We start from the raw sequence: 13,944 nt of genomic DNA, 5'->3' as shown, positions 1-13,944 counted from the left end.
GTAGCAAAACATGGGATTAAAATGAAAGGATGTGTCGCCGTTCAGAGAAAGTTATTGGAATTGATTTATGTTCTTTATAAAAACAAAACAACTTACGACAAGGATTATAAAAAAAATAGCGTGCAAGCACAAAAGGCATAAGCACGCTATACAGTCTAGCTCTATGGCCGACTTAGAGGACAAATTTAATGATAAAAAATAAAAAATAAAATTTAGATTTATTAGAAAATCAACACAGAATCTTTCCGTTGCAATCTTGTGTGCCTCTCGTCTTTTGGGACGAGACGGCACACAAGGATTTTTACTTCAATCGGGGCTAGTTTACGGGTTTAGATTTTCATAATGACTTAATGACATTGTGCTCGTACTAGCGGTGTTTTTAGTTTATTTCAATATTATTTTTTTTTGCAATTTTTTTGAAAAGGTCTTCTTTGTTTTCTGATTTTAATTTTTGATATATCATTCCAATAACCTGTTCCGTATCTTTTGCATAATCTGAGTTTTCCTCAGTGTAGATTCTGTGTGCAATAAAAATATTGTCAAGTGCCTTTTCATAATCATTTAGAGTAAAGTAATTTTGACCTGCTCCAAAATAGCCTTCGGCATTTTTGGGCTGATATTTTATTAGCAATTCATAATATTTGATAGCGTTTTTAAAATCTGATTTTAAAGAATAAACGACGCCAATGTTTAATAATGCAAAATCTCCTTCTGGATATATTTTAAGGGATTTTTCATAATTCTTTATGGCATTGTCGTAATCCTTTAATTGTCTATAGCACATGGCGATATCATCGTATGCTAAAACAAACTGATTGTCTTGTTTTAAAGCTATTTGGAATCCTTCAATGGCGACTTTGTAATTTTTGTTTTCCATTGCATCTTTAGCAACTATATAAGAGTTTTTGGCACTTTCATTTTTAGAATAGGAATAATGTACATTTTTTATTTGATCCGATTCTTTCTGCCCTTCGCTTTTGCAAGTTTTGGGCATTATTTCATGTACTTTTTTAAATATATTTTGAATACCCTCGACTGTATTCATTGCTTCTCTATCTTTCGGATCTTTACTGTTTAGGACTTCATTTGACATAGAGGCTGAGATGCATTCTCGATAGACATCATCGTTAACTTCCTTTTTGTTTTTTAGACATTCACAAGCCTTGATTGCTATTTTTTCTTCTAAAGATTGTGAATAGGAATAGGTTAGATTTAATCCGATTATTAAAAGCAGAATAATTTTTTTCATATAATTTGGTTTTGTTAGTTTAAATAGGTTTGCAATGTCAATGATTTAATGTTAGTTCATGAGGATTGTATCTATGAAATAACAAACCAACAAAATGAATTCATCTATTGTTGAATTGATTTTTGGTGTTGCTAAAATATAAAAAAATACTTATAAATTTCAAAAAGAATATTGCTTATGAATGTTTTAGTTTTTGAAATAATCAATGCCCTATAGTTTTTTATAAAGTTCTTATAATGTGGTGAATCTCGCGTGAAGGATAGAAGCAAGCTGCCGAAGCAGCGCGGATAGCCTGACAGCATAAAGGAAAGGGAGCGACTCATCGTTGTGATGAGCTGCTCCCTTTCCTTTATGGTGGTACGCTCAAATGATCTTTTGCCAACTGACGAGGTAAATTGAAATGATAAAGTTTATTCCTCTGCGTCTATTGGTATTTCTTCTATTTGCGGTTCTTCATTGATTTCGATCCACGAAAGGAAAAATTTATACCCTAGGGTTAGGATGACAGCTCCCAAGAATAATCCGATGAAGCCGTTGTAAATGAAACCGCCGATGGCTCCTAGAAATATGACAAGCATTGGCGCTGGAGGATTGCCTCTTCCTAAGAATATTGGTTTTAGGATATTGTCGGAAATCAAAGTGATTCCTACCCAAATTGCCAGTATGGTTGAGGTTGTGGCATCGGTTACGGAATACATATAAATTACTACCGGGATGGCAACGGGACCAATTCCCACTTGTATTATGGCTAGAAAAAGGCAGATAATTGTGAAAATTCCAGCAAATGGAACACCTGCAATGAAGAATCCTGCTCCTATCATCAGTGCTTGAATTAGAGCTACGCCCAAGAATCCTTTCACCACATTTCGGATGGTAATTACGGTGATTTCTGCATAGTGTTCGCCATTTGAACCTATCAGTTTTATAAAAATATTTTTGGAAACTTTGACCAGTGATTCGGAATACAATAATAGTCCCATAGCGATGATAATCGAGATAATAAACTGCAGAATCCCTTTACCAATTCCCGCCAGCGAAAGCAGTAACCACGCACCAGCTACTTTTAATTGTTCCGAGTATTTGAGTGCTACTTTGGAAAGATCTTCGGAGGCCGATGACCATATTTCTACTATTGGTTTTGTTATGGTTGGCCAGTTTTTGGTGGTCTCTCCAGGAGGCGGAATCAGGTGTTCATTGGTTTGGTAGTAATGGGCGAAGTTATTGATTTCTTCGTATAAGGACTGGGTTATGAGTGCGCTGGGAACGACCAAAATTGTGAGCAGTATGAGTGCCACAAATATGGTGGCTAGTATCTTTCGGCCTTTAAATAATCTGACTACCCTTTCATAAACCGGACTGAAAGCTATGGCAATAACTATTGCCCAAATTATTATTAAAACAAACGGTTTTAAAATGTCATAACACCAACCGATTAACAGGAAGAGCACACCAAGACGAATAATGGTATCGGCAATTTTTTCGAAATTTAATTCGTAGAAATTTGAGTTGTTTTGATTCATTTTTGATTTTTTGGTTGAAAAAAAAKAACGGTATTATTATGCTAAACTAGTTAAAATGTTGTAATTATTGTCATTAAATAATAATGTCTTTTGTGAAAAATTTATGTTTTTTGTAGGCTGAGGCCAAAAAAGTTTAAAAAAATAATGAAAGGTTTCCTTATAAAATACATTGCGGTTTTGTATTTTTACTAAATTGACATTTTGATGCAGTTCAATGCTTTAATGATTTGTTTGTTCCAAATATTGTAAACCAAAAAACACACTAAATGAAGATAGCACTTTATACCAACGAATTTCCCCCAAATATTTACGGCGGAGCAGGAGTACATATTGATTTTTTAAGCCAAGAATTGTCTAAATTGGGACAGGTTGAAGTTCGGTGTTTTGGTGACCAAAAGGAAAATCGGGAATCGATGCACGTAGAAGGCATAAATTCGTGTTTGACCAAAATGGTGGATCCCGAAAACGAACACATCAAGATGTTTCATAACCTAAGCCGAAATGTTGAAATGGCTCAGGCTACCCCAAAAGCCGATATTGTCCATTGCCATACTTGGTACACACATTTGGCTGGTGTTTTTACTAGGGAATTGTTGCAGGTGCCGTTGATATTGACAACCCATAGTCTGGAAACCCACCGTCCTTGGAAAGTGGAACAATTGGGGAACGGCTATTTTATGTCGCGATGGATTGAAACTAATGCCTATAAGTCTGCCGACGGAATCGTTGCCGTAAGTGAACAAATGAAAACCGATGTAGTGGAAGCTTATGGCGTTGATCCTAAAAAAGTAACCGTAATTCATAATGGAATTGATCCCGAATTTTACAAGCCTACTTTTGATGAGGCTTTATTGAGAGAATACGGAATCGACCCGGCTATTCCATTTGTACTTTTTGTAGGTCGTATTACCCGCCAAAAAGGAATTTCACAATTGATAGAAGCTTCTCAATATTTTAATGAAGATTGCCAGATTGTGCTTTGCGCCGGTGCTCCCGACACTGAAGAGATTGCTCTTGAAACTTCAACACTTATCGACCAATTGAAAACCAAACGTGAGGGTGTGATTTTGATTTCGGAAATGTTGCCTCGAGAAAAAGTCAAAGTGATGTACAGTCACGCTCGGGTTTTTGCCTGTCCATCATTGTACGAGCCTTTCGGAATTATCAATTTGGAAGCGATGGCTTGCGAAACGTCTGTTGTGGGCAGTCACGTAGGCGGAATCCCAGAAATAATTGTAGAAGGAGAAACAGGTTATTTGATTCCGCTGGAGAGTGTTTCGAGAACCAATTTCAATCCGCTGAATCCATTGGTTTTCCAAAAAGCTTTTGCTGATAAAGTGAATGCATTGCTTAATAATGAAGAATTGGCAACCGCTATGGGTAAGGCAGGCCGTGTGAGAGTTTTACAAAAATTCAGCTGGGAGTCCATTGCCAAAACCACATTTAACTATTATCAGGATGTAATTGCTCGATTTGAAAAAGAGACTGCATAAACGAATTTAATATATTTGTAAATAAATTAACCGCAAGGTTCGCAAAGAAAGCAATATGAACGCAAAGCTTTGCGAACCTTGCGTTTTTTCTTTGTGAACTTTGCGGTTAGATCTCCTGCAGATTAAAGTGACTATTTATCAGCCATTACGTAAACAGTTTCCAATACAGGTTGTGTGCTGGTTTTTTCTCCAACTATCTGTAAATCTATTATTTTTTGAGCGACCGTTCCTTTTTCAAATAATCGAATGAATTTGAAAACGCCACTAACTAAATAGCCTGGATTTGAAACCAATCTAGCTATTTTGGTGACTTTGATGTCTCTTTGTTTTATCGAAGCTTCTCTTTCTTTTTCTGGAATTGCTACAAATTCAGTAGCATATTTCCAAGCGCCGTCTCTTGCGGTTTTCATGCTGAAGTCAATAAAGAAATTGTCAATTTTACCTGATAATTTTAATATGATTGTCAATGTCGGCCAAATTTTAACCAGGCATTTTTCGACACTTTCTACCAAATTACTGAGGATAACATTGATTTGGTCAAAATCGGATTTTAAGTCTTCGATATTCTCTACAGTGCTGACTTGAGCTGAGGCTATTCCCAAATCCAAATTCACGTGCGCATTGATTCCGAGCAGTAAATGCTGAACCACTATTGGCCAAAAACTTTCCGCCTGCTGAAAAGCAAATTCCCAGCATTCCGACGGTTTTTCTTTTGCTTTGTATTGGTAATAAGCCTTCAAATACCGATTGGCGAAAATGACATCCAGTTTTTCCATTCGTTCTGGATTTTGAAATAAACCGGTTCCAATGCCTTTTTTTATTTGCATCGTGACTTCTCTATATAAAGTGGTAAACATGCCTATGGCGCTTTGTTCTGATTTTGAGTTTTCGATAATTTCATCCAATAGTTGAATAACTTCGTCTATTGTTGTGGCTTGTTTGATATTCATTTATAGCTGGTTATAGTTAAACTGGATAGCGAATATAATTATTTTTTGCTTTTCAGTACTCTTTTTTGGAGTAATTATCTTGCTGTTTTTATTGCTGAGGGCTGATTATTCATTTGAAGCAGAAAGATTTGGCATTTTTGTTAATATCGTCCCGTTTTCCGTTGCAATCTTTTGTGCCTCCCGTTTTTTTGGAAGAGACGGCACAAAAGGATTTCCTCTTCAACCGGGGCTAGTTAGGTTATATTGTGATTTGTCAGCAACAAAAAACGTTTTTTATAGCGCGGTTTAACCGTTGGTTGTCGAAAAAATCTAAAAAAGGGATGACAAAACAGGACGGTTTAGATAAACAGTATCGCACAAGTTTGTCATACTTGACGAAAGAAGCATCTCCGCTAGCTTTCACATCGTATGTGGCTTGGTTTGTTGTTAAACTAGTTGGGGAAGTCCCAAATAATTGCAAATAATCAATACTAAATCTGCATATCATTGTTCTCAGCCTCATTTTTATAACAAAAAATATAGCATGAAACTCTTTTTTTATTTTTTGGATACATTCATTTCGTTATATTTGTAAAAGTATAACGAAATGAAACAACTTTGAAAATCAAGAGCAAAATTTGGATAGAAAGCGATGATGGAATTCTTATTAGCGAGGGACGTATTCAATTGTTAAAGCTGATTGAATCCACAGGTTCGCTTAATAAAGCTTCTAAGGAAATGAATATTTCGTATCAAAAAGCATGGAAATTAATTGATGCATCAAACAAAGCTTCCAAAGAACCGTTAATTGCGACTCAAGTTGGTGGAAATAAGGGCGGAGGTACTGTCATAACTCCTTATGGGAAATCGCTTATTGAGTCTTATGAAAAAATCAATGTTGCCTGCTGGGAATTTTTGGATGAACAGCTTAAGCAGTATTCTTTATAAATCAAATTATGGAAAATAAAATAACGGCGATAGTATTAGCCGGCGGGAAAAGCCAGCGTATGGGAACCGATAAAGGGATGTTGGATTTGAACGGAAAGACATTTATTCAGCACATTTGTGATGCCTTACAGCCAATTGTGGGTTCCAATATTTTGATAGTATCTGCCAATAAGGAATACGATGCTTTAGGTTTTTCCAGAGTGGAAGACATGATAGCAAACAAAGGTCCCGTGGGCGGACTTTACACTGGACTGAAAGAATCCAAAACCAAAGTGAATCTTGTTTTGAGTGTTGATGTGCCAATGGTTTCGACCGAATTGCTGAAATGGATGATAGAAAGCCATAGCGAAACCGATATGGTGACTCAAACGAAAATTGCAGACAAAACCAACCCGCTGATTGGGGTATACGACCGCTCGATGCGGATTGTTTTTGGTGAGCAGATTGCCGGAAACAAGTTGAAACTGCAACAGGCAATCGAAGACGTCAAACACCGAAATCTTGAAGTTCCTGAAATATGGAACCATCAAGTACAAAATATAAACACACCAGAAGAATATCAAAATTTAACCAAATGACCATAACGTTAAAATATTTTGGTTTACTCGCTGACATTACGCAAATGAAAGAAGAACATTTCACTTTCAATGAAGATACTATTTTGGTTTCGGCGTTGAAATCAAAAATCGAAAGCAGTTACCAAAAAATGCAAAACACCGCTTATAATATTGCGGTTAACCAAACAATTGTTGATTTGCAAGCCACAATTAAAGATCAGGATGTGGTTGCTCTTCTGCCACCGTTTGCGGGTGGTTAGGAAGTGAAAATTAACCGCAAGAAGCGATAAGAATTATGCAAGGTCTGTAAAGCTTTGCGAACCTTGCGGCAACTTTGCGGTAAATCATACGCAAAAGTTCAGTTTTATAAAAAATAAAAAATGACAAATTCCAAACGCTATACAAGACAAATAATTCTTCCGGAAATTGGAGAAACAGGCCAGCAAAAATTACTGGATGCTCGTGTCTTGGTAATTGGTGCGGGAGGCTTGGGATGTCCGGTTTTGCAAAATTTGGCTTCGGCAGGAGTAGGAAACATTGGGATTGTGGATGGCGATACGGTGGACGAAACCAATCTGCACAGACAATTATTGTTCACCTTAGGGGATTGTGGCAACAGTAAAGCCGAAACAGCTAAGAAAGCGATTTTGGAACTCAATCCTGAAATCAACGTGACGGCTTTTTCAGAATTTTTTACTTCGCAAAATGCCACCAGAATTGTGGATGAGTACCAAATCATAGTCGATTGCACCGACGCGATTGCCGCTCGCTATTTGATTAATGATGTGTCGGTTGCCAAAAGAATTCCGATGGTGTATGCCTCAATCCATAAGTTTGAAGGGCAGGTTTCGGTATTCAATTATAAAAATGGGCCAAGTTACCGCTGTTTGTTTCCGGAGCAAGAAAGTTTGAATGCGGTTCCAAATTGTGCAGAATCAGGAGTCTTGGGCATTTTGCCTAATACCTTGGGGTTGTTTCAAGCTACCGAAGTGCTTAAGATAATATTAGAAATCGGTACGGTATTGTCGGGTAAATTATTGATTTATGATGCCCTGTATTTTCAAACCCAAATTATTGATTTTGTCAAAAATCCAAAAGCAATTGAAAAAGGATTTATAAAGGGAAGTTTACTTTTGAACAGTAAAAAAACAAATGAAGATTTAACTCCAGAAGCTTTTTTAGAGAAATGCAGTCAGTTGGGAATCGTTGTCATTGACGTTCGTGAATTGGATGAAACACCAGAGTTTAAAGGAGAAAATATTATTCAGATTCCTTTGAGCGGATTAGAGGATTACAGTAAGAAATTGAATAAAAATCAGGAAATTGTTTTGTTTTGTCAAACAGGCCAGCGCAGTTTAGCAGCAATGAATTATCTTCAAAAATCAGGATTTGTCGGAGTTTTTCATTTAGGAAAAGGAATTGAATCGCTGAAGAATCAAATTCAATAGCAAATTTCAATGGCAATATCAATATCAATTGCAATGAGAATTTCAATTTCAAAAAATAAAAATATATACAATAATAACCATGCCAACAGATAAACCAAAGAAAAGCTCCTTTATTCAGGGACAAATAACATCAGAATTCATTGGAAATTCGATTGCCAAACACCAAAGCAAAACTACGATTGGCGCGCATAATATTTTTTTAGGCCAAGTTCGTGCCGATGTGATTGACGGTAAAACAGTAACCGCAATAGAATACACTGCCTATGAAGAAATGGCAGAACAGACATTCTATGAAATCCGGGAATCGGCTTTCGCCAAATATGAGCTTTCCTGTCTGCATATTTACCATAGTTTAGGAACGGTAAAAACAGGTGAAATATGTTTGTTTGTCTTTGTTTCAGCTCCAAGACGAAAAGTGGTGTATGAAGCTTTGGAGTTTTTGGTGGAAGAAATAAAAGAAAAAACAGCCATTTTTGGAAAAGAAATTTTTGAAGATGAATCGTATACTTGGAAGCAGAATACTTAGAAAGAGTTAAACTGCAAAAGGAAAGAAGAAAGAGACAAGAACAAAGAGGAAATATTTTTTAATTAATTAGTAAGGTATAACTCTAAAGGTTTACGGCCAAAGCTAATCACTAGTCACTAAATAAATGGTAGATATCACCCATAAAATAATAACACAGCGCACAGCTACAGCTCAAGCAATCGTAAAAGTAGGTTCGCCGGCAACGATGGAGGCCATTTTGAATAAAACAGTTCCAAAAGGCGATGTATTGGAAGTTGCACGAACAGCGGGTTTGTTTGCAGTAAAAAACACATCGAATTCTATTCCAGATTGTCATCCTATGCCGATTGAATTTACCGGAATTGAATATGAAATGTTGGAAGATTCGGTTTTGATAAAAGTAACTGTCAAAGCAATTTACAGAACAGGCGTTGAGGTCGAAGCCATGCACGGCGCTTCGATAGTGGCTTTGACGATGTACGATATGCTAAAACCTATCGACAAACAAGTTGAAATTTCGACCATAAAACTGCTTCACAAAAAAGGAGGAAAATCCGATTATGGAGTCAAAGAAGACCTTGATTTATCGGTCGCGGTAATTGTTTGTTCGGACAGTGTTTCCAGCGGAAAAAAAGAAGACAGAGCCGGAAAAGTAATTTCGGATAAAGTAAAGAAACTGGGACTAAGCGTTTCGAATTATACCATAATACCAGATGAGGTTGCCGATATTCAGGAAACGATAAATAAATTGTGTACTGCGAATAAGGATTTGATTATTCTAACCGGCGGAACGGGTTTGTCCAATCGAGATGTCACCCCCGAAGCCATTATTCCAATGCTTGACCGACGCATTCCGGGGATCGAGGAAGCTATTCGCTCTTACGGGCAGGACAGAACGCCTTATGCGATGCTTTCCCGAAGTGTGGTCGGTTTCAAGGGCGATACCTTGATTATGGCTTTGCCGGGTTCCACAGCGGGAGCCAGTGAATCTATGGATGCCGTATTTCCTTCGGTATTGCATTTATTTAAAATATTAAATGGTTTCAATCATGGAAAATAAAATCAATCTAATGCAGGACAACCACGGCAGAGCGCACAATTACCTCCGCATTTCGATTACAGAGCATTGTAATTTGAGATGCACTTATTGTATGCCGGCCGAGGGGATTGCGCTTACGCCAAGGGCGCATCTGATGACTGCAGATGAGATTGTTACCATTGCCCAGACTTTCGTAAAACTGGGCGTGACCAAAATCCGATTGACCGGTGGTGAGCCTTTGGTACGAAAAGATGCCAAAAAGATTATTGAAGAATTAGGAAAATTAGGCGTTGAACTCACTTTGACCACCAATGGAATTTTGGTTCACGAATTCATTGACACCTTTAAAGAAGCGGGAGTCACCACTTTGAACGTGAGTATCGACAGTTTGAAAAAAGACAAATTCAACCAAATCACTCGCCGTAATTATTTTGAAAAACTAATTGAAAATCTCGATTTGCTTGAGATAAACGGTTTCAAGGTGAAACTAAATGTAGTCGTTATCAAGGGGTTTAATGATAATGAAATTATCGATTTTATTGAGATGACCAAAGACCGAAACATTCAGATTCGGTTTATTGAGTTCATGCCTTTTGACGGCAATCAATGGAATAAGGAAAAATTGGTGAGTTACGCTGAAATCCTTTCACAGGTCAATGATTTTTATACCGAACAAAGGGTAGAGCGCATGCAAGATAAACCGAATGACACCGCTAAAAATCACAAGATAGAATCCTATCTAGGCAGTTTTTCAGTAATCAGTTCCGTGACCAATCCTTTTTGCAGTACCTGCAACCGCATCCGTTTAACCGCTGATGGGAAACTGAAAAATTGTTTGTTCTCTAATACCGAAACGTCATTGCTTGACACCTTAAGAGCAGGAGAATCAATCGAACCGCTTATTTTTCAAAACATAAAATCCAAACACGCCATGCGAGGCGGAATGGATGATGATGCTAAATTCCAAAATCCGCTTCTTTTTTCTCAAAATCGAAGTATGATTAAGATTGGGGGTTAGGGATTTTTTTAATCATCATGAGTCGAAATTATTAAATATTTGATTCTACAATGAAAAAGGTTCACATGAATTTCACAAATTATCACGAATTCATTCGTGTAATAATTTCACGAACCCTATTAAGCGTATAGATTTGTGAAAATTTGTGTAATCTGTGTCTAAAATTACCTTTACAAAATCCCTGATAAAAGTCATTGTTGGCACTATATAATAGTGAATAACTTTGCAAAATGAAGGCAGAAAAAGAATCTAACAAAAAAGGGTACAACAATTACGGTACCCATCTTCGTGAAAAATACAACGGAAAAAAAGTTTTCAAAGTAATTGTAGACGGTAATTTTAGCTGTCCCAATCGAGATGGGCTGAAAGGTTACGGCGGTTGCACCTATTGCAATACAGATTCCTTCACACCAGATATTTCCAGAAAAGCACCCACGATAGAAGACCAATTGCTTCAGGGAATGGAACGCGCCAAAAAATTATACAAAGCAGACCAATTCATTGTCTATTTTCAGCCAAATACTAATACATATGCCCATGTCGATTATCTCAAAACAATATATGACAGGGCTTTGTCTTTCAATCCCGACGAGGTAGTTGGTTTTTCGGTTGGGACGCGTCCTGATTGTATCGATGCCGAAAAAATTGCCTTACTCGAAAGCTATTGTAATCGATTCGATGTCGATCTCGAAATGGGGATGGAATCCATGTATGATGAAACCTTAGAAAAAATAAACCGGGGTTGTACCCACGCCGAGTTCATAACCGCCGTAGAATTGTTAAAGGACAGCCCAATCGATTTGTGTGTGCACACCGTTTTTGGATTCCCTTGGGAAACTTGCGAAATGATGCTCAACTATATCAATGAAATCAACCGTTTTCCTCAAATAAAATTTGTCAAATTCCACCACCTGCACATTGTCGAAGGTTCGATTATGGGCGTTCATTACAAACGAAATCCGTTCCCGCTCTTCACTTTGGAACAATACACCGATTTGCTTTGTGGCCTAATTCCGCTCCTGCGCCCCGATATTGTCATTCAGCGTTTATTCGGAATCTCCGATTGGGATTTGCTCATCACCCCAAACTGGGGACTCAAAAAGTCCGAAATTCAGCATTATATCGACTCCACAATCGAAAAAAGAGGCATCATCCAAGGTTCCAAATACACAGGCATTTAAAAAATCATATTTGTTATTACTTCGTCAGTTTGTAAAATCTCTCGCAATGCCATTAAGTTAAATTTTGGTTTTCTTACTAAGAAGCTAAGTTTATAACCGAGATTTGATTAAAAAAAATGAGAAATTTATTTCGAAAATAAGGATACAATTTAATTAAGTAGCTGCAATAATTTAGCACATTTCTCTTAGCTGATAAAAATCATATTTTATATTCTTTTTGACTCTTAATTTTACACTATAAATAAAAGACTTTTTTATCTTTTTTTTGAAAGATGGATTTCACTGAAATTTGATTTGGAGTCGGACAATTTTAATTAGTGTAAACAAATAATATAGAATATGAAAACTTGGTTAGACAAATGGGAACCAGAAGATGAAAATTTCTGGGAAAACACCGGCAGTAAAATTGCTTGGAAAACTTTAACAATTACAACTTTGTCATTAATACTATCTTTTGCCTCATGGTTTATGATGAGCGTAATTGCGGTGAAATTACCGGGGCTTGGTTTTCCGTTTTCCAAAGACCAGCTTTTTTGGCTGGTGGCAATACCGGGTTTGGCTGCAGGATTTTTAAGAATCATCCACACCTTTATCCTGCCGATATTTGGAACAAGACACGTTGTGGCTTTGGCTACCTTACTTAAATTAATACCAGTAATCGGTATTGGTTTTGCGGTGATGGATACTAATACTCCGTTTTGGGTATTTGCCGTTTTGGCTTTTACTTGTGGATTTGGCGGTGGGGATTTCTCGTCCTTTATGCCAAGTACGAGTTTGTTTTTTCCAAAAAGATTGAAAGGAACAGCACTCGGAATACAAGCAGGAATCGGGAATTTTGGGGTTTCTCTAGCTCAGTTTGTCACTCCGCTTATTTTGAGTGTGAGCATATATGGAGCTTCATCGGTATTTACGAGTGTTGATGCAAAAGAAACACTGAATGTTTTTAAAGATTCGACAGTTGAGAAACAAAAAGAAGTTTTTGCAGCACTGGATGCTGAAGTGCAAACTAAAATTTTGGACAATGTAAAGAAACCAGTATTGGATTCGGTAACTGTGGCAACACACTCAGATGAAAATGTAGAAATTTTTGCAGCATTGCCTTTGAAAGCAAAATCAAAAGCGATTGCGAATGCCAATCCTAAATTGGCTGAAAAAATATTAAACAAACTCAATCCCGAAAATGGGGCCGTTACACACAAGAAAATTTATATTCAATCGGCAGCATTTTGGTACACCTCTTTTCTTTTGGTTTTGGCAGTTATCAGCTGGTTCTTTTTAAGAAGTATTCCAATGCAGACTTCCATAAAAGAGCAAATGGATATTTTTAAAAACAAACATACTTGGTTCTGCACCATTACTTATGTAATGACTTTTGGAACGTTCGCAGGTTTGTCGGCTGCATTTCCTTTGATGATTAAATATTTATACGGTGATTTTCCGGATGCGCCGGATCCACTGGTATATGCTTTTTACGGACCGCTTATTGGCTCTGCCAGCAGAGTTGCTTTTGGTTTTGTAGCCGATAAAATTGGAGGAGCCATATTGACAACCATAACAGGATTTGGAATTTTAACTGGCGCAATTATTTTGGTTACCCAAGGATTGGTTTCACCTACGAGCATGGATCAGTTTCCGCTATTTGTAGGGGTGATTTTATCAATGTTCTTTTTTACGGGAGTTGGAAATGCGGGCACTTTTAGACAGTTTCCTATCATATTTTCAGAGAATCAGCGTCAAGCTGCAGGCGTAATTGGGTGGACTGCCGCGATTGCTGCTTTTGGCCCTTTTATCTTTTCTAAATTCATAGGAAATAATATTACGGCAAATGGTACTGTTAATCAATTTTTTATTGGCTTGATTGTTTTCACTATATTAGCTACAACAATTAATTGGTGGTTTTACAACCGCAAGGGATGTGAGAAACCAAGTTAAATTATTTTTTGAGTAAATGATGCAAATTCATTCGAAACCAAAATAAAAAAGAGAGCCAACTCCCTTGAATACAAAAGATATGGCATTTATAACTGATATTATAACATATTTTAATTTATTTGTGT

The 13,944-nt window shown here is 37.0% G+C and carries 14 protein-coding genes; 11 read left to right on the top strand and 3 right to left on the bottom strand.

The features are described 5' to 3' along the window. Window positions 1-379: 379 nt before the first annotated feature. Both AC1DVP_RS19270 and AC1DVP_RS19265 read right to left on the bottom strand, forming a co-directional pair. On the bottom strand, window positions 380-1,249 hold the full coding sequence (locus tag AC1DVP_RS19270) for a tetratricopeptide repeat protein (RefSeq protein ID WP_477185102.1): 870 nt from the start codon (window positions 1,247-1,249) through the stop codon (window positions 380-382). A 410-nt stretch (window positions 1,250-1,659) separates the two neighbouring features. Further along, window positions 1,660-2,769, bottom strand: a complete 1,110-nt coding sequence (locus tag AC1DVP_RS19265) for an AI-2E family transporter (protein WP_477185101.1) — start codon at window positions 2,767-2,769, stop codon at window positions 1,660-1,662. A 266-nt stretch (window positions 2,770-3,035) separates the two neighbouring features. Here AC1DVP_RS19265 and glgA point away from each other — a divergent pair, with 266 nt between their 5' ends. Further along, a complete protein-coding gene (gene glgA / locus AC1DVP_RS19260) occupies window positions 3,036-4,262 on the top strand; it encodes a glycogen synthase (RefSeq protein ID WP_477185100.1) in 1,227 nt (408 codons plus the stop codon). Between the two features lie 131 nt (window positions 4,263-4,393). Here the strand turns inward: glgA and AC1DVP_RS19255 are convergent, their stop codons facing one another. Beyond that, entirely contained in the window at window positions 4,394-5,212 is an 819-nt protein-coding gene (locus AC1DVP_RS19255) for a DUF5995 family protein (protein ID WP_477185099.1), read from the bottom strand. A 320-nt stretch (window positions 5,213-5,532) separates the two neighbouring features. Here AC1DVP_RS19255 and AC1DVP_RS19250 point away from each other — a divergent pair, with 320 nt between their 5' ends. From AC1DVP_RS19250 to AC1DVP_RS19205, 10 genes are all read left to right on the top strand, one after another. Continuing rightward, window positions 5,533-5,676 (top strand): hypothetical protein, encoded by a 144-nt coding sequence (locus AC1DVP_RS19250; RefSeq protein WP_477185098.1) that lies wholly within the window; start codon window positions 5,533-5,535, stop codon window positions 5,674-5,676. A gap of 133 nt (window positions 5,677-5,809) precedes the next feature. After that, complete coding sequence (locus AC1DVP_RS19245; RefSeq protein ID WP_477185097.1) at window positions 5,810-6,139, top strand: winged helix-turn-helix domain-containing protein; 330 nt, start codon at window positions 5,810-5,812, stop codon at window positions 6,137-6,139. A gap of 8 nt (window positions 6,140-6,147) precedes the next feature. Further along, a complete protein-coding gene (gene mobA, locus AC1DVP_RS19240) occupies window positions 6,148-6,717 on the top strand; it encodes a molybdenum cofactor guanylyltransferase (RefSeq protein ID WP_477185096.1) in 570 nt (189 codons plus the stop codon). Next, window positions 6,714-6,956, top strand: coding sequence for a MoaD/ThiS family protein (locus AC1DVP_RS19235; RefSeq protein ID WP_477185095.1), 243 nt, complete (start codon window positions 6,714-6,716; stop codon window positions 6,954-6,956). Before mobA ends, AC1DVP_RS19235 begins: the two co-directional genes overlap by 4 nt. 120 nt (window positions 6,957-7,076) lie before the next feature. Beyond that, on the top strand, window positions 7,077-8,144 hold the full coding sequence (locus tag AC1DVP_RS19230; protein ID WP_477185094.1) for a ThiF family adenylyltransferase: 1,068 nt from the start codon (window positions 7,077-7,079) through the stop codon (window positions 8,142-8,144). Window positions 8,145-8,223: 79 nt separating this feature from the next. Next, window positions 8,224-8,670, top strand: a complete 447-nt coding sequence (locus tag AC1DVP_RS19225; protein WP_477185093.1) for a molybdenum cofactor biosynthesis protein MoaE — start codon at window positions 8,224-8,226, stop codon at window positions 8,668-8,670. Between the two features lie 124 nt (window positions 8,671-8,794). Then, window positions 8,795-9,709: a bifunctional molybdenum cofactor biosynthesis protein MoaC/MoaB gene (moaCB, locus tag AC1DVP_RS19220; protein WP_477185092.1), complete on the top strand. Its 915-nt coding sequence runs from the start codon at window positions 8,795-8,797 to the stop codon at window positions 9,707-9,709. Beyond that, window positions 9,699-10,706 (top strand): GTP 3',8-cyclase MoaA, encoded by a 1,008-nt coding sequence (gene moaA / locus AC1DVP_RS19215; RefSeq protein ID WP_477185091.1) that lies wholly within the window; start codon window positions 9,699-9,701, stop codon window positions 10,704-10,706. The genes moaCB and moaA overlap by 11 nt, the downstream gene beginning before the upstream one ends. Window positions 10,707-10,936: 230 nt before the next feature. Next, window positions 10,937-11,887, top strand: a complete 951-nt coding sequence (gene mnmL / locus AC1DVP_RS19210; RefSeq protein WP_477185090.1) for a tRNA modification radical SAM protein MnmL/YtqA — start codon at window positions 10,937-10,939, stop codon at window positions 11,885-11,887. Window positions 11,888-12,226: 339 nt separating this feature from the next. Further along, window positions 12,227-13,819, top strand: a complete 1,593-nt coding sequence (locus tag AC1DVP_RS19205; protein WP_477185089.1) for a magnesium transporter MgtE N-terminal domain-containing protein — start codon at window positions 12,227-12,229, stop codon at window positions 13,817-13,819. The last annotated feature ends 125 nt before the right edge of the window (window positions 13,820-13,944 follow it).

It is taken from the genome of Flavobacterium sp. P3_A6, assembly GCF_056403035.1.
The sequence above is the reverse complement of the archived record's forward strand: the minus strand, read 5'-3'. Positions and strand labels throughout refer to the sequence as shown.